Source organism: Mesorhizobium sp. P2_B11, from assembly GCF_056404855.1.
On record NZ_JBFUDF010000003.1, the window covers coordinates 581,675 to 602,623 of the forward strand.

The 20,949-nt window shown below is 64.1% G+C and carries 20 protein-coding genes; 9 read left to right on the top strand and 11 right to left on the bottom strand.

Translation table 11 applies throughout. The annotated features are described in order from the left end of the window. Positions 1 to 40: 40 nt before the first annotated feature. Positions 41 to 1,618 (bottom strand): trimethylamine methyltransferase family protein, encoded by a 1,578-nt coding sequence (locus tag AC1DYJ_RS11360; RefSeq protein ID WP_477280802.1) that lies wholly within the window; start codon positions 1,616 to 1,618, stop codon positions 41 to 43. A gap of 270 nt (positions 1,619 to 1,888) precedes the next feature. Between AC1DYJ_RS11360 and AC1DYJ_RS11365 the strand changes: the two genes are divergently transcribed. The 6 genes from AC1DYJ_RS11365 to AC1DYJ_RS11390 all read left to right on the top strand — a co-directional run bounded on the left by AC1DYJ_RS11365 (position 1,889) and on the right by AC1DYJ_RS11390 (position 8,107). Next, positions 1,889 to 3,064, top strand: a complete 1,176-nt coding sequence (locus AC1DYJ_RS11365) for an MFS transporter (RefSeq protein WP_477426069.1) — start codon at positions 1,889 to 1,891, stop codon at positions 3,062 to 3,064. Between the two features lie 101 nt (positions 3,065 to 3,165). Next, positions 3,166 to 5,235: a prolyl oligopeptidase family serine peptidase gene (locus tag AC1DYJ_RS11370; protein WP_477280805.1), complete on the top strand. Its 2,070-nt coding sequence runs from the start codon at positions 3,166 to 3,168 to the stop codon at positions 5,233 to 5,235. 64 nt (positions 5,236 to 5,299) lie between these two features. Then, positions 5,300 to 5,440 (top strand): capsid protein, encoded by a 141-nt coding sequence (locus tag AC1DYJ_RS11375; RefSeq protein ID WP_112565294.1) that lies wholly within the window; start codon positions 5,300 to 5,302, stop codon positions 5,438 to 5,440. A gap of 49 nt (positions 5,441 to 5,489) precedes the next feature. Next, positions 5,490 to 6,869 (top strand): aspartate aminotransferase family protein, encoded by a 1,380-nt coding sequence (locus AC1DYJ_RS11380; protein ID WP_477280807.1) that lies wholly within the window; start codon positions 5,490 to 5,492, stop codon positions 6,867 to 6,869. 118 nt (positions 6,870 to 6,987) lie between these two features. Beyond that, positions 6,988 to 7,353 carry a hypothetical protein gene (locus tag AC1DYJ_RS11385; protein WP_477280809.1) on the top strand — a complete coding sequence of 122 codons (366 nt, stop codon included), beginning with the start codon at positions 6,988 to 6,990 and terminating at the stop codon, positions 7,351 to 7,353. Between the two features lie 112 nt (positions 7,354 to 7,465). After that, the gene (locus AC1DYJ_RS11390; protein ID WP_477280811.1) at positions 7,466 to 8,107 is read left to right on the top strand and encodes a cytochrome c oxidase assembly factor Coa1 family protein; all 642 of its coding nucleotides are present in this window, start codon (positions 7,466 to 7,468) and stop codon (positions 8,105 to 8,107) included. 283 nt (positions 8,108 to 8,390) lie between these two features. On the opposite strand, the gene mmsB is transcribed toward AC1DYJ_RS11390, so the two are convergent. Together mmsB and AC1DYJ_RS11400 are read right to left on the bottom strand one after the other, a co-directional pair. Further along, positions 8,391 to 9,275: a 3-hydroxyisobutyrate dehydrogenase gene (mmsB, locus tag AC1DYJ_RS11395; protein ID WP_477280812.1), complete on the bottom strand. Its 885-nt coding sequence runs from the start codon at positions 9,273 to 9,275 to the stop codon at positions 8,391 to 8,393. A gap of 23 nt (positions 9,276 to 9,298) precedes the next feature. Next, positions 9,299 to 10,465 (bottom strand): isobutyryl-CoA dehydrogenase, encoded by a 1,167-nt coding sequence (locus AC1DYJ_RS11400; RefSeq protein ID WP_477280814.1) that lies wholly within the window; start codon positions 10,463 to 10,465, stop codon positions 9,299 to 9,301. A 150-nt stretch (positions 10,466 to 10,615) separates the two neighbouring features. Between AC1DYJ_RS11400 and AC1DYJ_RS11405 the strand changes: the two genes are divergently transcribed. Together AC1DYJ_RS11405 and AC1DYJ_RS11410 are read left to right on the top strand one after the other, a co-directional pair. Then, entirely contained in the window at positions 10,616 to 11,224 is a 609-nt protein-coding gene (locus AC1DYJ_RS11405) for a dimethylsulfonioproprionate lyase family protein (RefSeq protein ID WP_477280816.1), read from the top strand. A gap of 2 nt (positions 11,225 to 11,226) precedes the next feature. Further along, positions 11,227 to 12,717 (top strand): cobyric acid synthase, encoded by a 1,491-nt coding sequence (locus tag AC1DYJ_RS11410; RefSeq protein WP_477280818.1) that lies wholly within the window; start codon positions 11,227 to 11,229, stop codon positions 12,715 to 12,717. Positions 12,718 to 12,865: 148 nt separating this feature from the next. On the opposite strand, the gene AC1DYJ_RS11415 is transcribed toward AC1DYJ_RS11410, so the two are convergent. From AC1DYJ_RS11415 to AC1DYJ_RS11430, 4 genes are all read right to left on the bottom strand, one after another. Then, positions 12,866 to 13,285, bottom strand: a complete 420-nt coding sequence (locus tag AC1DYJ_RS11415) for a VOC family protein (RefSeq protein WP_477280820.1) — start codon at positions 13,283 to 13,285, stop codon at positions 12,866 to 12,868. Between the two features lie 72 nt (positions 13,286 to 13,357). Continuing rightward, complete coding sequence (locus AC1DYJ_RS11420; protein ID WP_477280822.1) at positions 13,358 to 14,182, bottom strand: helix-turn-helix domain-containing protein; 825 nt, start codon at positions 14,180 to 14,182, stop codon at positions 13,358 to 13,360. 116 nt (positions 14,183 to 14,298) lie between these two features. Next, positions 14,299 to 14,469: a hypothetical protein gene (locus tag AC1DYJ_RS11425; protein ID WP_112565466.1), complete on the bottom strand. Its 171-nt coding sequence runs from the start codon at positions 14,467 to 14,469 to the stop codon at positions 14,299 to 14,301. Positions 14,470 to 14,521: 52 nt separating this feature from the next. Beyond that, complete coding sequence (locus tag AC1DYJ_RS11430; RefSeq protein ID WP_477280823.1) at positions 14,522 to 15,307, bottom strand: TSUP family transporter; 786 nt, start codon at positions 15,305 to 15,307, stop codon at positions 14,522 to 14,524. A gap of 206 nt (positions 15,308 to 15,513) precedes the next feature. Between AC1DYJ_RS11430 and AC1DYJ_RS11435 the strand changes: the two genes are divergently transcribed. Beyond that, positions 15,514 to 15,939 carry a TerB family tellurite resistance protein gene (locus AC1DYJ_RS11435; RefSeq protein WP_477280825.1) on the top strand — a complete coding sequence of 142 codons (426 nt, stop codon included), beginning with the start codon at positions 15,514 to 15,516 and terminating at the stop codon, positions 15,937 to 15,939. A gap of 100 nt (positions 15,940 to 16,039) precedes the next feature. Here AC1DYJ_RS11435 and AC1DYJ_RS11440 read toward each other — a convergent pair whose 3' ends face one another. Genes AC1DYJ_RS11440 through AC1DYJ_RS11455 form a run of 4 tightly spaced genes read right to left on the bottom strand, consistent with a single transcriptional unit; the run spans position 16,040 to position 20,947 of the window. Beyond that, positions 16,040 to 17,662: an ABC transporter ATP-binding protein gene (locus AC1DYJ_RS11440; RefSeq protein ID WP_477280827.1), complete on the bottom strand. Its 1,623-nt coding sequence runs from the start codon at positions 17,660 to 17,662 to the stop codon at positions 16,040 to 16,042. Next, positions 17,659 to 18,528, bottom strand: coding sequence for an ABC transporter permease (locus AC1DYJ_RS11445; RefSeq protein WP_477280829.1), 870 nt, complete (start codon positions 18,526 to 18,528; stop codon positions 17,659 to 17,661). Before AC1DYJ_RS11445 ends, AC1DYJ_RS11440 begins: the two co-directional genes overlap by 4 nt. Next, a complete protein-coding gene (locus AC1DYJ_RS11450) occupies positions 18,525 to 19,472 on the bottom strand; it encodes an ABC transporter permease (protein WP_477280830.1) in 948 nt (315 codons plus the stop codon). The genes AC1DYJ_RS11445 and AC1DYJ_RS11450 overlap by 4 nt, the downstream gene beginning before the upstream one ends. Next, complete coding sequence (locus AC1DYJ_RS11455; RefSeq protein WP_477280832.1) at positions 19,469 to 20,947, bottom strand: ABC transporter substrate-binding protein; 1,479 nt, start codon at positions 20,945 to 20,947, stop codon at positions 19,469 to 19,471. The genes AC1DYJ_RS11450 and AC1DYJ_RS11455 overlap by 4 nt, the downstream gene beginning before the upstream one ends. Positions 20,948 to 20,949: the final 2 nt, after the last annotated feature.

A 20,949-nucleotide genomic window follows, 5' to 3' on the forward strand; every position in this document is an offset into this window, starting at 1 on the left:
GGTGTTGGTCAGCGGCGAGACAGACGCTGTGCGATGTCGATCAGAAATCGGTCGGCGCGCCGCCTTCGGCGCGGCGCTTGTCGACAAAGTCGTTGAGTTCCTCGCGGATGGCCGGGTCCATATAGGGTTCCTCGTAGGACGCCAGCCGTTCCTTCCAGACCTTGTTGGCCTTTTCCAGCGCGGTCGGCGAGCCGGCTTCGGCCCAGGTTTCGAAATTGCGCCAGTCGGAAAGGACCGGCGAGTAAAAGGCGGTCTTATAGCGATCCTGCGTGTGCTGGGTGCCGAAGAAATGGCCGCCGGGGCCGACCGACTGGATAGCGTCGAAGCCGAGCGCCTCTTCGGAAAGGTCGAGCGGGGTGAGGAATTCGGCCACCATCTGCAACAGGTCGATGTCGAGGATGGTCTTCTCGTAGGAGCAGCGCAGGCCGCCCTCGAGCCAGCCGGCGCCGTGCATCATCAGATTGCCGCCGCCCTGGATGGCGCCCCACAGCGAGAACACACTTTCATAGGCGGCTTGCGCGTCGACGGTGTTGGCGGCGCAGGTGTTGGAGGTGCGGTAGGGGATCTTGTAGCGACGGGCAAGCTGGCCGCCGACCAGCTGCGCCTTCATGTATTCGGGCGTGCCGAAGGCCGGCGAGCCGGATTTCATGTCGACATTGGAGGTGAAGCCGCCATAGCCGACCGGCGCGCCCTTGCGCACCATCTGGGCAAAGGCGATGCCGGACAGCGCCTCGGCATTCTGCTGCACCAGCGCGCCGGCGATGGTGACGGGTGCCATGGCGCCCGACAGGGTGAAGGGCGTGACGACGACGACCTGGCCCTTGCTCGACATCTGGATGATGCCTTCCATCATCGGCACGTCGAGCTTCAGCGGCGAATTGGTGTTGATGATGGTGAAGACGGATGGCTCTTCCAGCATCTGCTCATGGCTGATGCCACGCGCGATGCGGGTGATCTCGATGCCGTCGACATTGCGTTCCTTGCCGAGCGAATAGATGTGGAACACCTTGTCGGTCAGCGTGGCGAGGTCGCGGATGCATTCGAGGTGGCGCACCGACGGATGGATGTCGGTCGGCTCGACCGGATAGCCGCCGGTGCAGTTCAGGATGTTGTGCATCTGCGCCAGCCGCAGGAAGTTGCGGTAGTCGGCCTGGTTGCCCGGGCGGCGGCCGCGGTCGAGGTCGGAACAGTTGGGCGCCGAGGCCATCATCGACAGGATCACATTGTTGCCGCCGAAGCGCACATTGTGCGCGGGGTTGCGGGCATGCAGCGTGAATTCCGACGGGCAGTTCGAGATGAGATCGAGGATCATGTCGCTGTCGAAGCGGACCCGCTCGCTGCCGGCGGTCACGTCGGCGCCGTGTTCCTTCATGATGCGGCGGGCTTCGTCATGCAGCACGTCGACGCCGATTTCCCTGAGCACGCGCAACGAGGCGAGGTGGATCGATTCCAGCTCGTCGTCGGAGACCAGCTTGGTCGGCGTCAGCGGGTTTCTCAGCTGCCGGAAGGCCGGCTGTTCGAAAGCGGCCGAGCCGCCGGCGCGCTTGCCCGCACGGCCGCCGCGACGGGCGCGGTCGGTGGCCAAAGGCGGTTCGGCTGGTTGCAGGGCAGCGGTCATGATGGTCCTCGTACGATGCGGGTAGCGGCCGGCATAATGGACCGGCTGACCTCCGGCCATTGCGGAGGCGGCGACCACTAGGACGAGGGAAGCGACATGCCGGAACGGCAGCTGGACGCTGACAGCTTGCGAGGAATTGGCGGAGAGGACGCGCCCACTGGGCCCTTGGCGCAAGGGGATTTCGGCGGCGGCCCTTCCTTTCGCTGAAACGAACCGCTAGCTCGGTGGTTTGCCGGTCGGCATAGCCGGCAACTCACTGGAAAAGACAGCATGGCCACGACCGGTTCGAGCGACAGCGAAGCCGCGACGCAGTGGGCAGCGCTTGCCGGCGTTACCGCGGCGCTTGCCATGTTCGGCGCGGCGCAAGGGCTGAGCTCGCCGCTGTTTACGCTGCTGATGCAGAAGCAGGGCATGTCGCCGGCGCTGATCGGCCTGTCGGCTGCGATGATGCCGCTCGGCCTGATCCTTTCGGCCTCGTTCGTGCCAGCAGCCGTCCGCATGGTTGGCGCACGCTCGCTGGCTGTCGGTTGCTCCTTGATCGGGGCGCTGTGCTTCCTCGGCATCGGCTATCTGCAGGACTGGGTGGGCTGGTTCGTCCTGCGTTTCATCATCGGCATCGTCATCAACCCGCTCTATATACTGGGCGAAGTATGGGCGCTGTCGCTGGCGCCGCCGTCGCGCCGCGGCAGGGTGATGGGGGCATTCAACACCGTGCTCGGCGCGGGCTATGCCGCAGGGCCTTTGGTCCTGACCGCGGTTGGCATATCGGGTTGGGTTCCTTTCCTGGTCGGGATGGCCGGCTTTGTGTTGTGTGCCGTGATCCTGCACGCGGTTTCGTCAAGCCTTGCCGGCTTCGAGGATGACGGCCAGTCGTCCGGCGGATTTTTCGGTTTCGCCAGGGTGGCGCCGGCGCTGTTGTTTGCCGTGCTGGTTTCGGCCGCGGTCCAGCAGGGCACCTATGCCTTGATGCCGGTCTTCGGTGCCGCCTATGGCCTGCCCGAAAGGACGCTTGCCGCCCTGGTGATGGCGCTGTCGCTGGGAAACATCTTCCTGCAAATCCCGCTCGGCCTGCTGGCCGAGCGCTTTGGCGGCCGGGCCATGATCATTTTTTGTGCCCTGGCGACAACGACCTGTGCGGTTTTGCTGCCGTTGCTGATCACGACGCCGGCGATCTGGCTCGTCCTTCTTGTCATGGGCGCTGTCGGCTACGGCGTCTACACCATGGCCCTGGTAGAGCTCGGCAGCCGCTTCAAGGGAACGGTGCTGGTCGCCGGCAACGCCGCTTTCGCGCTGATGTGGGGCGCGGGCGGCATTGTCGGCCCGCCCGGTGCCGGCGCCCTGATGCAGGCCATTGGTCCGCTCGGCCTGCCGGTGGTCATCRCCGGCCTCGACGCGCTGCTGGTCGGCTTCGCGCTCTACCGCTCCGTCAGCCGTAAAAACGCATGACGGGTTGAGCAGGCGCGGGAGGGCCCGCGTCACCATCTTGAATAAAACCGCCTGCGACGCGATGTAGGCAGGGCCGCCAGACAAAAGCTTGGAGACCACGCGTGACCCAATCGACGACAAAACGCCAGACCGAAGCCGCCGCCGAGGATAGATTCCTTTGGCTCGAAGATCGGACCAGCAAGGAATCGCTCGACTGGGTGCATCGCCAGAACGAGATCACGGTCGGCGAACTGCAAGGTGACCCGTCCTACCAGCCGGCGTTCGAGACGGCGCTTGACCTGATGACGGCCGAAGACAACATCGCGGTCGGTGCGGCGCTCAACGGCCATGTTTATAATTTCTGGCAGGACAAGACCAATGTGTTCGGCCTGTGGCGCCGCACGACGGTCGCCTCCTACAAGACCGAGAAGCCGGATTGGGAGGCGATCATCGACTTCGACGTGCTGTCGGCCAAGGAGGGCGTGAAGTGGGTGTTCAGCGGCGCCAGCCGCCTCTATCCCGATTTCAACCTCTGCCTGGTCGCGATGTCGCCGGATGGCGGCGACGCCAGCGAGATGCGCGAATTCGACATCGAAACCAAATCTTTCGTCGAGGGCGGTTTCAGCGCTCCCGCCTCGAAATCCGGCTTTTCCTGGCTGGACAAGGACACCGTCATTGTCTCGGCCGCCTTCGATGAAGACGACAAGACCCAGTCCGGCTATCCGCGCGTCGTCAAACTGTGGAAGCGCGGCACCCGGTTGGACGATGCGACGCCGATCTTCGAGGCGGAGAAGCAGGATCTCGCGGCCGGTGCCGGCGTCGAGCATGATAGCGGCAAGCAGTATCTGTTTCTGGCCCGCACGCTCGCCTTCTTTTCCTCGCACAGTTTTCTGCGCCTGCCATCGGGGGAAAACCGGCGCATTCCGCTGCCGGATGATGTCGCCGATACCGCACTCTTCAAGGGGCGGCTGGTGTTCGGCGTGCGTAGCCCGTGGACGGCGCCTGATGGCACCGAGTGCCAGCCCGACGGCCTCTATTCCCTGGATTTCGAGCGCTGGATCGACAGCGGCGAACTGGGCCCCGTCGAGACCATGCTCGAGCCGGCGCATCGCGTTTCGATCGCCGGCATTGCCCGCACGCAGGACCGGCTGTTCATCAATTTGATGGACAATGTGCGCGGCAAGGTCATCGTCGCCGAGCGCAGCGGCGACCACTGGTCGCTGAAGCCGGTGGCGCTGCCCGAAAACGGCAATGTCGGCATTGCGCATGCCGAGCATTTCGGCGCCAGCGTCTCCTTCTCCTTCACCGATTTCCTGACGCCGAGCTCGATCATCTGGTCGGATGACGACGGCGAGACGCTGGCGACCGTAAAATCGCAGCCGGCGCGTTTCGATGCCGCGCCGCTGGTCTCCGAACAGTTCGAGGCGCGGTCGAAGGATGGCACCATGATCCCGTATTTCGTCGTCAGGCGGCGCGACCAGAAAGGTCCGGTGCCGACGTTGCTCTACGGCTATGGCGGCTTTGAAATACCGCTGCTGCCCGGTTATGCCGGCGTGCGCGGCAGGCTGTGGCTGGAAAAGGGCAATGCCTATGTCCAGGCCTGCATCCGCGGCGGCGGCGAGTTCGGGCCGGCCTGGCACCAGGCGGCACTGAAGGGCAATCGCCAGACTGCCTTCGACGATTTCGCCGCGGTGGCGCAGGATGTCGTCAAACGCGGCATCGCCACGGCCGGCTCGCTCGGCATCCAGGGCGGTTCGAATGGCGGCCTGCTGACCGGCGTTTCGCTGACGCAGCATCCCGAACTGTTCGGCGCCGCCATCATCGAGGTGCCGTTGCTCGACATGCTGCGCTACACAGAATTGCCGCCGGGCGCCTCGTGGATGGCCGAGTATGGTGATCCGTCAAAGCCGGAAGACGCTAAATGGCTGGGGGCTTACTCGCCCTATCAGCACGTCTCCGCCGATGCAGCCTATCCGCCGGTGCTGCTGACGACATCGACCGCCGACGACCGCGTCCATCCCGGCCATGCCCGCAAGATGGCGGCGCGATTGCAGGAAGCCGGTCACGGCAAGACGCTGTTCTTCGAGGAGACCGAGGGCGGCCATGGCGGGCGCGGCGATCGCCGGCCACAGGCCGCGCAAACCGCAATGAAATACGTTTTCCTGCAAAGGGCGTTGTCCGCCAAGGCCTAGGCCCCTCTCGTGGGCCAAGCAAAGGGTGGTTCACCTCGACCAGCCTTTGCTCTAAGGTGCGGCCATGGCTCTTGTCAGGATCTTGGTCAGCGCCTTTGGGGCTCGCGTATTTCGGGTCGCGGTGACACCGTCGCCGCGCACGCTGCGTGCCGAGCTTTTGCGGCTGTGCGCCCGCATCGGCTATTCACCGCCTGCCGTCCTCTGACGAATTCGCCCCGGCATCGCCGGAATGATTTCAGAGGAAAGACCTTGACATGACCTATCAGAATTATTCGCTGAAGCAGCTTCAGCAGATCGACGCCGCGCATCATCTGCATCCCTTCACCGACCACAAGGAATTGCGCGAGGCCGGCTCGCGCATCATCACCCACGCCAACGGCCCGTTCATCTACGATGCCGACGGCACCGAGATCCTCGACGGCATGGCCGGGCTGTGGTGCGTCAATGTCGGCTATGGCCGTGACGAACTGGCCGACGCGGCCTACGCGCAGATGAAGGAATTGCCCTACTACAACTCCTTCTTCAAATGCTCGACGCCGACGCCGGTGCTGCTGTCGAAGAAGCTGGCGGAACTCGCGCCCAAGCACGTCAGCCAGGTCTTCTACGGCTCCTCCGGTTCGGAGGCCAATGACACGGCACTCAGGCTTGTCCGCCATTTCTGGGCGCTGGAAGGCAAGCCGGAGAAGAACCGCATCATCTCGCGCAAGTCGGCCTATCATGGCTCGACCGTCGCCGGCACGTCGCTCGGCGGCATGGATCTGATGCACAAGCAGCTCGGCGGCGCGGTGCCCAACATCGTCCATGTGATGATGCCCTATGCCTATGAGCTGGCGCTGCCCGGCGAAAGCGACCATGATTTCGGCCTGCGCGCGGCCAAGGCGGTCGAGGACGCCATTCTCGAAGCCGGCGCCGACAAGGTCGCGGCCTTCATCGGCGAGCCGGTAATGGGCGCGGGCGGGGTAAAAATCCCGCCGATGAGCTATTGGCCGGAAGTGCAGCGCATTTGCCGCAAATACGATGTGCTGCTGATGCTGGACGAGGTCATCACCGGCTATGGCCGCACCGGCGAGTGGTTCGCGGCGCAGACCTTCGGCATCGAGCCCGACACCATCACCACCGCCAAGGCGCTGACGTCAGGGTATCAGCCGCTTTCGGCGCTGCTGGTCGGCGACCGCATCGCGGCGACGCTGGTCGAGAAGGGCGGCGAGTTCTATCACGGCTATACCTATTCGGGTCACCCGGTGGCCTGCGCGGTGGCGCTGAAGAACATCGAGATCATGGAGCGCGAAGGGCTGGTCGACCGGGTCAAGAACGACACCGGACCTTACTTCGCCCAGGCGCTGCAGGAGCGCATTGCCGGCCACGAGCTGGTCGGCGAGGTGCGTTCGATTGGGCTGATGGGCGCGATCGAGATCGTCAAGGACAAGGCGACGAAGGAGCGTTTCCTGCCGGCCGGCAGTGCCGCCGTCACCGTCCGTGACCACGCCATCGCCCAAGGCATGATGCTGCGCGCCACCGGCGACACGATGATCCTGTCGCCGCCGCTGATCTGGACGCGCGAGACGATCGACATGGCTTGCGACCGCATCGCCAGGGCGCTCGATCTGGCGCAAGCGGATTTGCGCAAGAAGTAGGCGGAGCGATCGCCGGGGTGCGCTGCGATCAGGGCGCCCCGGCAACTTCGTGATGTCAGGGAACGATAGCCGCCGTCGTGCGTAGTGTCTGGCAGGATCGGCTGCAGTTGAGGGGTTCATGAAGAAGATTGCGAAGACACAGCGCACGCGGGGAGCGGGCGCCATAGGAGCCGACCTGATGCTGGCGCCGTTGGTGATGGCCATGCGCCTGCCGCTGATGGCAGCCGACGCACAAAACGGCAGAGGCCTTGGCTCCGAGACGGCACGCGCCATCAATGAGAAGACCACGGCGGTTGCCGAAGGCGCGTTTGCCGCGCAAATGGCGCTGTTCCAATCGGCGGCGCGCTTCTGGCCGGAGGTTTTTTCAGGCCGCACGCCGTCGCTGTTCAACGGCATAGCCGTGGAACGGTCGATCAGTGCGGCGCTGAAGCCCGCCAGCCGCGCGGTGAAGGCGAATTTCCGCCGGCTGTCGTCAAAGGACTGAGTGAAGCCTCGCGCCGACGACATCTTCTGCCCGACCTGATGGCGTTGAAAACCGGTTTCCGGTTTTATTGCGCCTGCGCTAGACTCCCGCGCGGCATATGCCGATGGGGGACATGATGGCCGTACAACCGCTCAACCAGCCCGCTGAAATTCCGCCCGAACTCGACCGTTGGAACTGGGGCGCGTTTTTCCTCAACTGGATCTGGGGTATCGCCAACAACACGTTCATCGCGCTGCTGATGTTCGTCCCGCTGGTCAACATCGTCATGATTTTCGTGCTGGGCGCCAAGGGCAGCCGCTGGGCGTGGCAGAATGTGTCCTGGCGCGATGCCGAGCATTTTCGAAGGGTGCAACGCAACTGGGCGATCGCCGGGTTCAGCCTGTTCGTGGTCTCGCTTCTCAGTATCGCCGCGGTGGTCGTCGTCGTTCCTCGCATGATGAAGAACAGCGACGCCTACCGGCTGACCATGGAGACGGTGCGCGCCGATGACCGCGTCACGGCCGTACTGGGTGAGGATATTGACGCCGGCTATTGGGTGGTCGGCAGCGTCCAGGTCGTCGGCGGCGGCTCGGGCGACGCCCAGCTCAGCATTCCCGTCCATGGCAGCCGTGGATGGGGCTGGGTGATGTCGCATGCCGTGCGCAGCGCGGGAAAATGGAACCTGCGCCTGCTTGTCGTTATGGCCGGAGGGGCGCCAATTGTGCTGATCGACGAGGATCACATCGGCAGTCCAGGTGCGGCAACCAAAATATAATCGGACGACGCAGCAATAGTTCCTAGAAACGCAAAAACCGCGCCCCATCGGGAACGCGGCTTTGCCAGATACGCATGGCGTTTCGCCAACAAAACACTTGCGAAACTTACGGGCTCCGGTACGCGAGACCTGATCCGGAGCGCCGGGCGGATGCGATATGTCCGCCTCGCTGTCCGTTGTATAGGCACATCGTTACCGCCGGGTTATCGAGAGCTTAAGCAAATCTAAATTTGCAATTTTTCCGCGCGATAAAAATCGAGAAAACTGCTGCAAAATTCGAAACTTATAGAGAATTGCCGCGAAGGAAATTTATGATGCCGGAGAAATCGGCGCCGCCATTTCCCTGGGCGTTGAACAGCGCATAGAGCTGGGCTGCTTCGGCCCCCATCGGCGTCACCGCGCCGGCACTTTGCGCGGCTTCCTGCGCCAGTTTCAGGTCCTTCAGCATCAGTGCGGCGGCAAAGCCCGGTTTGTAATCCCTGTTGGCCGGCGATGCCGGCACCGGACCGGGCACCGGGCAGTAGGTGGTCAGCGACCAGCACTGGCCCGACGAGGTCGAGGCGACGTCGAACAGCGCCTGATGCGAGAGGCCGAGCTTTTCCGCCAGCACGAAGGCCTCGGCGACGCCGATCATCGAAATGCCGAGCATCATGTTGTTGCAGATTTTTGCCGCCTGGCCGGCGCCGTCATCGCCGCAATGGACAATGCGGCCGGCCATCGGCTTGAGAATTGGTTCGGCCTTCGCGAAGGCATCCTTCGTGCCGCCGGCCATGAAGGTCAGCGTGCCGGCGGCAGCGCCGCCGGTGCCGCCGGAGACAGGGGCATCGATCGAATGCAGTCCGTGCTTCCTGGCGACGGCATGGGCTTTGCGGGCTGACTCGACATCGATGGTCGAGGAATCGATGAACAGAGTGCCCGGCTTGGCCTTGGGAGCGATGTCTTCGTAGACCGACAGCACGTGCTTGCCGGCCGGGAGCATGGTGATGACGACATCGGCGTCTTTCACCGCGGCAACGGCATTGGCCATGACAACAATGCCGTGCTCGCGCGCAACTGTCAGATTCTCCGGCATCAGGTCGAAGCCGTTCACAATATGCCCCGCCTTGACCAGATTGGCGGCCATTGGATTGCCCATATTGCCGAGGCCGATGAAGGCGACAGTGCTCATTGATTTCTCCTGAAATGTTGCCGTCAGCGGCCGATCAAGGCCCGCGCGATGATCACCCGCATGATCTCGTTGGTGCCTTCGAGGATCTGGTGGACTCGCAGGTCGCGCACCAGTTTTTCGATGCCGTAATCATGCAGATAGCCGTAGCCGCCATGCAGCTGCAGCGCCTCGTTGGCGACGTTGAAGCCGATGTCGGTGACGAAGCGCTTGGCCATGGCCGACCATTTGCCGGCGTCCGGCGCCTTGCGGTCGAGTTTTGCGGCGGCAGCGTAGAGGAAAATGCGCGCCGCCTGCAGCTCGGTTTCCATGTCGGCCAGCCTGAACTGCAGTGCCTGGAACTGGTTGATCTTCGAGCCGAAAGCCTTGCGTTCACCGGTATAGGCCAGCGCCTTGTCGAGCGCGGATTGCGCGCCGCCGAGCGAACAGGCGGCGATGTTGAGGCGGCCGCCGTCGAGCCCGGCCATGGCGATGCCGAAGCCGGCGCCTTCGCCCGACAGCAGGTTTGCCGCCGGCACCTTGCAGTCCTCGAAAATGACCTGGCGGGTCGACTGCATGTGCCAGCCCATCTTGTGCTCATTGGCGCCGAAGGAAAGGCCGGGCGCGTCCTTTGATACAACGAAGGTGGAAATGCCTTTGGGACCGTCGGCGCCGGTGCGCGCCATGACGACATAGAGGTCGCTGTCGCCGGCGCCGGAGATGAACTGCTTGGCGCCGTTCAGCACATAGTCGTCGCCGCTCTTCACCGCGCGTGTCTTCAGCGCAGCGGCGTCTGAACCCGAGCCGGGCTCGGTCAGGCAATAGCTTGCCAGCCATTCCATCGAGGTCAGCTTTGGAAGGAAGCGCTGGCGCTGCTCGTCGTCGCCGAAGCGGTCGATCATCGACGCCGCCATATTGTGGATCGAGATGAAGGAGGAGAAGGCCGGATCGGCGTGCGACAGCGCCTCGAAGATCAGCACGGCGTCGAGCCGGCCGAGCGCGGAGCCGCCGACATCGTCCCGGACATAGATGCCGCCGAGGCCAAGCGGGCCGGTCTCGCGGATCACATCGGCGGGAAAGTGTTTTTTCCGATCCCATTCAAGCGCGTTGGGCGCGACGCGATCGGCTGCGAAGGCCTGAGCCATCTCCTGGATGGCGCGCTGCTCCTCGTTGAGTTCGAACTGGCTGGTGCTCGCATCGACCGCGGCGTCCATGGCGTGCTCCCTGTGTTTCCCCAGCTGGGGGTTGGCTTGCTGGCCTGTTGTTTTTGGCTTTGCGCGCCGCCCAATCTAGACCAATGATGCCGCCGCGCAACCCGGCCTGCTGCGCAGCGGCTGTGCATGAATGGATCAACGGAGCATTGCGTGCCGACATATTTCGATGAGCTGCTTGACCGCTTCCATGCCTATCTCCGGGGCGTGGACGACGCGCTGGTGCGCGACGCTGTCGCCCGAATCGACTGGAATATGGCGGCGCGTGCACTCGAACCGCACCCGCTGCCTTGCGTTGATCAGCTCGACCGCATTGGCGAACTGGCGCCGCCGGATGCGCAGCCGCTGGTGCGGCTGCTGGCCGAGCGCCGCAATGATCTGCGCTGGGGGCAGACCTACAATGCGGGCGATTTCGGCACAGCGTTCCTGCAGAAATACGGCTGGCTGGAGGTTTTTGGGCTGCGCGGCCATTTCGCTAACGATGCGGTCGCGGCCGGATTGCTGATCCTTGGGCCCGATATAACCTATCCCGACCATCATCACATTGCCGAGGAGATTTACATTCCACTGACCGGCGGCACCGAGTGGCGCATGGGCGAGGGCGGCTTCCACGTCCGGCGGGCGGGTGAGGTGATCCATCACGCCTCCAATGTCAGCCATGCCATGCGCACCGGCGAAGGGCCGCTGCTGGCGCTCTACATCTGGCGTGGCGGGCCGTTGGCGCAGAAGTCGACCATTCCCGGCGCGCAGGGCAGGGGCTGAGCATGGCCAAAGCGATCATGCTGCAAGGTACGGGCTCGGATGTCGGCAAGACCGTGCTGGTGGCGGGGCTCTGCCGCGCCGCAAAAAAGCGCGGGCTGAAGGTCAGGCCGTTCAAGCCGCAGAACATGTCGAACAATGCCGCCGTCGCCGAGATTCCCGGAGAAAGGGGGCCCGGCGACAACAGCGCCGGCGGCGGCGAGATTGGCCGTGGGCAATGGCTGCAAGCGCTGGCCTGTGGTGTTCAGCCAACCGTGCATATGAATCCGGTGCTGCTCAAACCGCAGAGCGATATCGGCTCGCAGGTGATCGTGCAAGGCAAGGTGTTCGGCGAGGCGCGAGCGCGCGACTACCAGACGATGAAGGCAGGGCTGATGGATGCCGTGCTGGACTCCTGGGCCAAGGTCGGTGAGGGCGCCGATCTCGTCATCGTCGAGGGCGCCGGCTCGCCGGCCGAGATCAATCTGCGCAGCCGCGACATCGCCAATATGGGCTTCGCCACGCGCGCTGACGTGCCGGTCATCCTGGTCGGCGACATCGACCGCGGCGGCGTGATTGCATCGGTCGCCGGCACCCACCTGATCCTGCCGGAGGAAGACCGGCGCATGATCGTCGGCTACCTCATCAACAAGTTCCGCGGCGATGTCTCGCTGTTCGACGACGGCATCCGGTCGATCGAAAAATTCACCGGCTGGCGTTGCTTTGGCGTCGTGCCGTGGCTGAAGGCGGCGGCGCGATTGCCGTCGGAGGATTCGGTCGTGCTCGAACGTCTGGCGTCTGGCGAGAAACGGGCGCTGAAGGTCGCGGTGCCGATGCTTGGCCGCATCGCCAATTTCGACGATCTCGACCCGCTCAAGGCCGAACCGCAGGTCGAGGTGGTGTTCGTGCCGCCGGGCCAGCACCTGCCGGAAGATGCCGGGCTGGTGGTCATCCCCGGGTCGAAATCGACGATCGGCGATCTCCTGAAGTTCCGCGAGAATGGCTGGGATCGCGACCTTCTTGCCCACCGCAAACGCGGCGGTCACATCGTCGGCATCTGCGGCGGTTTCCAGATGCTCGGCCGCACGGTGCGGGATCCAGACGGTATCGAAGGCAGCGTCACCGAGGCCGAGGGCCTTGGCCTGCTCGACATAGAGACGGTGATGGAGCCGGAAAAGACGGTGCGCAATGTCAGCGCGCGCTCGGTGCCGTTCGGCCTGCCGCTCGAAGGCTACGAGATCCATCTCGGCCGCACCACCGGGCCGGACATGGCGCGACCATCCGCAGTCGTCAACGGGGCGGATGACGGCGCCGTCTCCGCCGACGGCAAGGTTTTCGGCACCTATCTGCACGGGCTGTTTTCGGCCGACGCCTTCCGAGCGAGGTTCCTGGAAAGCCTCGGCGTCAAAGGCGGCGGTATCGACTACCGGGCCGAGGTGGAAAAGGCGCTGGACGAGATCGCAGCCGAGCTGGAGACCCATCTCGACTGTGATGCGATTTTTGGGTTGGCGAGGTAGGTTCGCCTATCGAAGGACATCCATTGGTGGTTAGCGAAAAACACCCATCGGATCGTCATCCTCGGGTCTGCGCCCCGCTTCGCGTCGCTACGCCCGTGGATGACGAAGTCGAGGATGCTCCTCATCAACGTCGAACGTTGGCGATTCCTCACCCCTTTTCCCCCGCCTTCGGCCAATACGTCCCGAACGACCAGACATTGCCTTCCGGGTCGCGGCAGATGAATTCGCGGCTGCCATAGTCGCGGTCGGTCAATTCCTGGATGATCGTGGCGCCGGCCTTTTTGGCCCGGGCATGGGCGGCGTCGGCGTCGTCGACGGCGACGTAGATCGACTTGCCGCCGCCGGAACCGGGCTCGCCGACCATCTTGCCGTAGTCGTCGCTGCGCGCTGTACCCAGCATGATCATCGAGGAGCCGAACACCAGTTCGGCATGGTGCACGACGTCGCCGTCGCCATAACGGGCACGGACCTCAAAGCCGAAGGCCTCGCACAGCCAGTCGATCATTTTTCCTGCATTTTTGTAGCGCAGCGCGGGGTAGAGCCGGGGTGCTTCATTGGTGGCTGGCATGCAAATCTCCTTCAATCGGGTTGGTCGATAACCCACTCTGTTCGAAGGCCGCTCGCCCGTCTTGAAGAAATGTTACCTCAGCGCCGTTGGCGGATCGCCGGCGAGTTGGCGGAACTCGCGGACCAGATGCGCCTGGTCGGCATAGCCGCAATCGGCGGCGATATCGGCCCAGTCGCTTTGGTCTTGCCGCGACAGGCCGAGCGCCCGGTTGAAGCGGACGATACGCGACAGCGTCTTCGGCCCGATGCCGGTCGCATCGGAGAATTTGCCGGCAAGATGTTTGCGGCTCCAGCCCAGTTTCTCGGCGATGGTTGAAATGCGGGTCCGGCCGCCGGATGCGACGATGCGGTCGTAGGCCCAGACGATTTCCGGCGACGTAGCGGCGGCATGCCCGAGACGGGTGGCGACGAAGGTTTCGGCAAGGTCGAAACGCGCTGCCCAGTCCGGCGCATTGCCAAGCCGTTCGCGCAGCGCCATGCCCTCGGCGCCAAGCACATCGTCGAGCACCACCATGCTGTCGGTCAGCTCGCTCATCGGCATGCCGAAGAAGCGGCGGGCGCCGAGCGGGGTGAAGTTGATCTGCACGCAGCAGCAGGCGCCGAAGGATTCGATCATCACCGGGCCGGCAAACAGGCCGGCGGCGAAACTGGCGAAACGGTCATTGTCGCCGGGGGCCTTGCCGAGGCCGATGGCGAACGGCTCGGCGAAGCTGATCACCAGCGGCACGGTCAGCGAGGCATATTCGATGTTGCGGAAATGGCCGACTGCTGTTTCGCGATAACCGCAAATGTCGGACACGATGCCCGCGAGCGCGGGCGGCGGAGCCCGCCGGCGCATCTCGAACCGCCCGGCGATGGAGCGGTCCTGTTCCTTGCGGCGCTGCATCTCGATCGGCATCGGCCATCCTTTGCCGGTCAAATCTAACAGAGCCCCTGATCTGAATCAAAAACGGGGTCGGAATCAAAAGCGCCCGGCTTTTGGCCGGGCGCTTCGGTTACCTGAGAGCTGGATGCTTAGGCGCCGCGCATCATGCAGCCGGCGGCAAGCACGATGTAGGCGATGAGCATGATCCAGACCGATGCCAAGGGAATAAACGCAAGAACGCCAAGCGCGGCGAGCACGCCGATGATGGCGATGACAAGGGAAATAATGAAAATAAGCTGAGTAGGCGCACTAAGATTCATGTGTGGCTCCTCCAACATGATTCGTACAACCGCATTCTATCAGGCGTGGGGCTCATACACCAATTAGCTGGCGCAGTGGGTTGGCCGGGTCGGCCAGCAGCTTGATCGCCAGCGCCAGGCAGATGATCACCAGCAGCGGCTTGATCAGCCGGGCGCCGATGCGGATGGCAAGGCTGGCGCCGAGACGCGCGCCGAGGAACTGGGCGACGCCCATCATCAGCCCGATCTTCCAGTAGACGACGCCGGCGACGGCAAAGACGATGAAGCCGCCGATGTTGGAGGCGAAGTTGAGCAGCTTGGTATGTGCCGTCGCCTTGAGCACACCGAAGCCGGCGAGGCTGACGAAGGCCAGCATGTAGAAGGAGCCGGCTCCCGGTCCGAACAGGCCGTCATAGAAGCCGACCAAAGGGGCGATGATCAGCCCGAACAGGAAGGGTGACGGGCGCTCGGCGCGGTCGACATCATTCATGTTGGGTTTTGCGGCAAAGTAGATGGCGATGGCGATCAAGAGCAGTGGCAGCAGCGCCCGCAGGAGATCGCCAGGCACGAAGGCCGCCAGCAAGGCGCCGACGGCACTGCCGGCAAGCGCCAGCAGCGCCGACGGCAACTGGCGGCGCAGATCGACATGGCCATTCATGGCGTAGTGGATGGTCGCCGACGCCGTTCCGAAGATGCCTTGCAGCTTGTTGGTTCCGAGTGCCGCGACCGGCGGGAAACCGGCAAGCAGTAAAGCCGGAATGGTGATCAGGCCGCCGCCGCCGGCTATCGAATCGACAAAGCCGGCTGCAAAGGCGGCGAAGGCGAGCATGACAACGGTCTGGGTAGCGAGGTCGATCATCGGGATTTTCTGAGCATTCCGGCGGGAAAGGTGGCGCCGCGCCTTCGACCATGGCGACTCGGTTTGCGCAAGGCCGAATCCGCGCTACCCCTGTCCAAGCACGTTGCGCTTGGATTTCCGGTGGTGCATGTCATTATCCCAAAGCCGCTGCGCAGTTTTGGGTAATATGCGCCGGCGTGGGCTCGGGAAAAGGGACGTTTGTAGCGATGGCATTGCTCGACCAGATACGTTCGATCTTCGATGGCGACCCCGGCGTGCGCAAGGTGGCCGATGACCCGGTGCTGTCGGCGGAACTCTTGATGCTGTTTCGCATGATCCTGGCCGACGGCTCGGTTTCGGAGAGCGAGATGGTCGCCTTCCGGCGCATCTGCAAGGATGCTTTCGGCATCCCGGAAACCAGCATCGACGCGGTCATCGAATATCTCAACGAGTTCGGCTACGAGACCAACGGCTCGCAGGCCATCGCGCTGTTTCGCGATCTCGATGTCGAGCGGCGCAAGCTTCTGGCGCGCCATATGGCGGAGATCGCCAAGGCCGATTCAAAACTGGCCGAAAGCGAGGTGCGGCTGTTGCGCCGCACGCTCGACCTGCTCGACATCAGCCCGGTCGATGTGGTGAAGCCAGAGGAGTAAGGGCACTCCGGCCGGGTCCCCGCTGCTTCGCAGCGTCCCAGCGTTCGCTGGCCTTTCATCGTGCCACTGGCACGATGAATTCGCTTCGCGAACCGGCCGCTCACCCCTGTTCCTGCATCCTGCGCGCGATCGCGCGGTGCAAATCCGGTGCTGCCGCCACCAGCGCCTTGGCCGCCTCCGACTGCGGATGATCGAGCACGTCGCTCGTCTTGCCGCGCTCGACGATCCTGCCGTCATGCATCACCAGCACCTCGTCGGTGATGGCGCGGGCGACGGTCAGATCGTGGGTGATGAAGAGATAGGCGATGCCGAGCTTCTGGTTTAGCTCAGCGAACAGATCGAGGATCTGGGCGCGGATCGAGACGTCGAGCGCCGAGACCGGCTCGTCGGCCACGACCAGCTTCGGGCGAGTGATGATGGCGCGGGCGATCGACAGGCGCTGGCGCTGGCCGCCGGAAAACTCATGCGGATATTTGTCCATGTCGCTGGTGCCGAGGCCGACCTCGTGCAGCGCATGCGCCACCATCTCGCGCCGCTCGGCTTGTGTCGGTTTCTTCTCCAGCACATGCAGCGGTTCGGCGACCAGTTTTTCGACTTTCTGGCGCGGGTCGAACGAGCCGTAAGGATCCTGGAACACCACCTGCATGTCCCGGCGCGCCGCTTTCAGCTCCGCCTCGCTCTTGCCAGTGATGGTCTCGCCGCGAAAGCGGATCGTTCCCGAGGTGGATTTGTCGAGCGCCAGGATCATGCGGGCAAGCGTGGACTTGCCGCAGCCGGAGCGGCCGACCAGCGCCACAGATTGACCGGGCGCCAGCGACAGGGACACATCGTCGACGGCGCGGATCGGCGCTGCCGGCTTGAACAGGGAGGTGCGTCGGCCGGGATAGTCGCGCGTCACGCCTTCAACCTGGAGCAGCGGTTTGCCCTGGCCGATGGCATGCGTCCTGGGGCGCGCCGGCACATGCATCGAGGCCAGCGCCAGCTGGCGCGTGTAGGGGTGAAGCTGTTCCGACAGGGTGCGTGCGGTGTCGCCGGCCTCCATCACCTCGCCATGGCGCAGGATGGTGATGCGGTCGGCCATCTCGGTCACGACCGCGAGGTCGTGCGAGATCAACAGCAGGCCCATGCGGTTTTCGCTGACAAGGCCGCGCAAGAGGTCGAGGATCTGCGCCTGCAGCACGACGTCGAGCGCTGTTGTCGGCTCGTCGGCGATCAACAGTTTTGGCTTCAGCGCGCAGGCAATGGCGATGACGACGCGCTGGCGCTGACCGCCGGACAGTTCGTGCGGATAGCGCGACAGCGGGAATTTCGCTTCGGGCAGGCCGACGCGGTCGAGCATTTTGCGCGCCCGGTCTTCAGCGTCTGCACGGCTCGCTTTGGTGTGCCAGCGTATACCTTCGGCGACCTGCTCGCCGATGGTTTTCACCGGATTGAGCGCCGTCATCGGCTCCTGAAAAACCATGCCGATGTCGTCGCCGCGCAGCGCGCACATCTGGTCCTCGGTGGCCGCCAGGATGTCGATGCCGTCGAAGCTGACGCGGCCGCTGGCGCGCGCCGCATGTGGCAGAAGCTGCATGATGGTCAGCGCCGTCATCGACTTGCCGGAGCCGGATTCGCCGACCAGGCCCATCACCTCGCCGGGCGCGACGGAGAGTTCGACCGCCTTCAGGATCGGCGTGTCGCCGATGGCCAGCGACAGGTTCTCGATCTCCAGCAGGCTCATCGCTGCCGCCGCGATTTCGGGTCGAGGATGTCGGCGATGCCGTCGCCGAGCAGATTGAGCCCGAGCACGGTGATGACGATGGCCATGCCTGGGAAGATCGCCATCCACGGCGCCACCACCATGCGCGTCTGGGCGTCGAACAGCATGCGGCCCCAGCTCGGCATCGGCGGCTGGGCGCCGAGGCCAACATAAGACAGCCCGGCTTCGGCGAGGATGCCGAGCGCGAACTGGATGGTGCCTTGCACCAGAAGCAGCGTCGCGATGTTGGGCAGCACGTGTTCGATGCTGATCTGGGTCTTGCTCTTGCCGGCAGCACGCGCGGCGAGGATGTATTCGCGCGGCCAGATCGCCAGCGCGCCGGCGCGGGCGACGCGGGCAAACACCGGAATGTTGAAGATGCCGATGGCGATGATGGCGTTGACGGCGCCCGGTCCGAAGATGGCGGTGATCATGATCGCCGACAGCAGCGCCGGGAAGGCGAAGACGAGGTCGTTCAGCCGCATCAGCGCCTCGTCGACAAGGCCGCCACGCGCCGCCGCAAAGGCGCCGAGCGGCACGCCGACGCCCATGCCGATGCCGACAGCGACCAGTGCCACGGCGATCGAATTGCGGGCGCCGATCATGATCATCGACAGGATGTCGCGGCCGAAATGATCGGTGCCGAACCAGTGCGCCGAAGAGGGCGCGAGCGTCTTGTCCGAGATCACCAGCTTCGTCACGTCGTAAGGCGTCCAGACATAGGAGATGAGCGCCATTGCCGCCACCAGTACGGTGATGGCGAAGCCGATGAGGAAGGAGCGGTTGCGGAAGGCCTTGGCCAGGATGCTGCCCAACGTCTCCTCTGGGATGTCGATATGCAGCGTCATTGTCGACCTCGCAGGCGCGGATCGACGATCGCATAGGAGACATCGACGACGAGGTTGACGGCAATGACGGCGACGACCAGCAGCATGACGATGCTTTCGACGACGATCAGGTCGCGCTGGGTGATCGCCTGGAACACCAGCCGTCCGAGGCCGGGCAGATAGAAGACGTTTTCGATGATGATGGTGCCGGCGAGCAGGAAGGCGAATTGCAGGCCCAGAATGGTCAGCACCGGGATCATCGCATTGCGCAGCGCGTGCCTCCACAGGACAGTGCGGTAGGGTAGGCCCTTGGCGCGGGCGGTACGGATATAGTCCTCGTTCAGCACCTCGATCAACGCCGAGCGGGCAACGCGCGCCAGGATCGCGGCCTGCGGCAGAGCGAGGGCGACGGCCGGCAACAGCAGCGATTTCAGCGCCGGCCAGGCGCCGGCACTCCAGCCGGGAAAGCCGCCGGCCGGCACCAGCCGCAGCCAGACGGCGAAGAGATAGATCAGCATCAGCGCAAACCAGAAGTTCGGGATGGCGACGCCGAGTTGGGCCGCGCCCATGGCGATGGTGTCGCCGGCCCGGCCGCGCCGGCTGGCCGAAAAGAGCCCGACCGGAATGGCAATGATGGTCGACAGCGCCAGCGCGATCAGCGCCAGCGGCAGGGAAACCGCCATGCGCTCGCGCACGAGGTCGATGACCGGCACCGAATAGGTGTAGGAGCGGCCGAAATCGAGGCTGAGCAGGCCGCCCACCCAGTGGAGGTAGCGCAAGACCAGCGGCGCGTTGAGACCCATCTGGTTGCGCAGCTGCTCGACCTGGTCGGCGCTGGCGTTGAGGCCAAGCATCAACCGGGCCGGGTCGCCCGGCAGGATCTCCAGCACGGCGAACACCACCATCGAGGCCAGGATCAGCGTGGCGATGGCGATGGCGAGGCGTTTGAGGAGGTAGGCGGTCAATCCGTCCACTTCACCTTGGTCAAATCATTCGCCTGGATCGGGGCGTTCTCCCACAGGCCCTGCAGTTTGGCGTCCCACACGCCGACCTTGGGCAGTTCGTAGAGGAAGCCGACCACGGCGTCGTCGGCCAGGATCTTCTGGGCTTCGCCGAGCAGAGTGTTGCGCTTGGCGTCGTCGGAGGTGAGGTTCAGCTCGGCGATGATCTTGTCGAAGGCCGGATTGTCGTAATTGAAGTAATAATCCTTGCGCGAATAGATATCGATGTCGTTGGGCTCGGTGTGGGAGACGATGGTCAGGTCGTAGTCCTTCTTGGTGAACACCTGATCCAGCCATTGCGCCCATTCGACCGGAATGATTTCGAGATCGATGCCGACGTCGCGAAGCTGCGAGGCGATGATCTCGCCGCCGAGCCGGGCATAGGACGGCGGGGGGAGTTTCAGCGTCGCCTTGAAGCCGTTCTCAAGGCCGGCCTGTTTCAGCAGTTCCTTCGCCTTGTCGACATTGTGCGGATAGAGGCCGGTGAGGTCGACATAGGCCTTGCTGGCGGGCGACATATGCGAGCCGATCGGCACGCCGAGCCCGGCCGAGGCGCCATCGATGATCGCCTTGCGGTCGAGCGCGAAGGCAATCGCCTGCCGCACCTCGAGCTTGTCGAAAGGCGGCTTCTTGTTGTTGATCGCCAGGATGGTTTCGCCCTCGGTCGAGCCGATCACCACCTTGAAACGCGGGTCATCCTTGACCTGCGCGACGCTGTCGGGATCGAAGAAGGGGAAGGCCTGGATATCGCCGGAGAGCAGCGCCGGCACGGCCGCCGCGGCGTCGGGAACAATGCGGAACTCGGCCTTATCGAGGAACACCGGGGCGCCGCAATAATTGTCCGATTTGACCAGCGTGATCGACGAGCCCTTGGCCCAGCTCTGGAATTTGAACGGACCGGTGCCGATGGGCTTTTGCTTGTTGGTGTCGGCGCTTTCCGGCGCGACGATCACTGCGTCGCCCCAGCCCATATTGTAGAGGAACGAGCCTTGCGGGTTCTTCAGCGTGACCTTGACCGTCGCCGGATCGACGACCTCGACCGCGTCGATGGCGGCGAACAGGCCCTTTTGCGCGTTGACGGAATTGTCGGCGCGGGCGCGGTCGAGCGAGAATTTCACGTCGCTGGCGTCGAAATCCGTGCCGTCATGGAATTTGACGCCGGTGTGCAGCTTGAAGGTGTAGACCTTGCCGTCGTCGGAAATGGCCCAGCTCTCGGCGAGATCGGGCAGCACTTCGCCATTCGGGCCGATGCGGGTCAGGCCTTCGAAGACATTGGCGTAAAGCACCTCGTCGATTGCCGCGGCGGCACCTGCGGTCGGATCAAGATGCGGCGGTTCGAGCGGAATGCCGATGACCAGGTCGGTGCGCGCGGCAAATGCTTGGCCGCCGGCGGCGATCGCCAACACTGCCGCGGCAAGAATGGTTTTCCACAATTTCATCG

What these genes read in the sequence shown, in the direction of transcription:
- AC1DYJ_RS11360 (WP_477280802.1), bottom strand. Translation starts at nt 1,618, where the DNA reads ATGACCGCTGCCCTGCAACCAGCCGAACCGCCTTTGGCCACCGACCGC.
- AC1DYJ_RS11375 (WP_112565294.1), top strand. Translation starts at nt 5,300, where the DNA reads ATGGCTCTTGTCAGGATCTTGGTCAGCGCCTTTGGGGCTCGCGTATTT.
- AC1DYJ_RS11380 (WP_477280807.1), top strand. Translation starts at nt 5,490, where the DNA reads ATGACCTATCAGAATTATTCGCTGAAGCAGCTTCAGCAGATCGACGCC.
- AC1DYJ_RS11385 (WP_477280809.1), top strand. Translation starts at nt 6,988, where the DNA reads ATGAAGAAGATTGCGAAGACACAGCGCACGCGGGGAGCGGGCGCCATA.
- AC1DYJ_RS11390 (WP_477280811.1), top strand. Translation starts at nt 7,466, where the DNA reads ATGATGGCCGTACAACCGCTCAACCAGCCCGCTGAAATTCCGCCCGAA.
- mmsB (WP_477280812.1), bottom strand. Translation starts at nt 9,275, where the DNA reads ATGAGCACTGTCGCCTTCATCGGCCTCGGCAATATGGGCAATCCAATG.
- AC1DYJ_RS11400 (WP_477280814.1), bottom strand. Translation starts at nt 10,465, where the DNA reads ATGGACGCCGCGGTCGATGCGAGCACCAGCCAGTTCGAACTCAACGAG.
- AC1DYJ_RS11410 (WP_477280818.1), top strand. Translation starts at nt 11,227, where the DNA reads ATGGCCAAAGCGATCATGCTGCAAGGTACGGGCTCGGATGTCGGCAAG.
- AC1DYJ_RS11415 (WP_477280820.1), bottom strand. Translation starts at nt 13,285, where the DNA reads ATGCCAGCCACCAATGAAGCACCCCGGCTCTACCCCGCGCTGCGCTAC.
- AC1DYJ_RS11420 (WP_477280822.1), bottom strand. Translation starts at nt 14,182, where the DNA reads ATGCCGATCGAGATGCAGCGCCGCAAGGAACAGGACCGCTCCATCGCC.
- AC1DYJ_RS11425 (WP_112565466.1), bottom strand. Translation starts at nt 14,469, where the DNA reads ATGAATCTTAGTGCGCCTACTCAGCTTATTTTCATTATTTCCCTTGTC.
- AC1DYJ_RS11430 (WP_477280823.1), bottom strand. Translation starts at nt 15,307, where the DNA reads ATGATCGACCTCGCTACCCAGACCGTTGTCATGCTCGCCTTCGCCGCC.
- AC1DYJ_RS11435 (WP_477280825.1), top strand. Translation starts at nt 15,514, where the DNA reads ATGGCATTGCTCGACCAGATACGTTCGATCTTCGATGGCGACCCCGGC.
- AC1DYJ_RS11440 (WP_477280827.1), bottom strand. Translation starts at nt 17,662, where the DNA reads ATGAGCCTGCTGGAGATCGAGAACCTGTCGCTGGCCATCGGCGACACG.
- AC1DYJ_RS11445 (WP_477280829.1), bottom strand. Translation starts at nt 18,528, where the DNA reads ATGACGCTGCATATCGACATCCCAGAGGAGACGTTGGGCAGCATCCTG.
- AC1DYJ_RS11455 (WP_477280832.1), bottom strand. Translation starts at nt 20,947, where the DNA reads ATGAAATTGTGGAAAACCATTCTTGCCGCGGCAGTGTTGGCGATCGCC.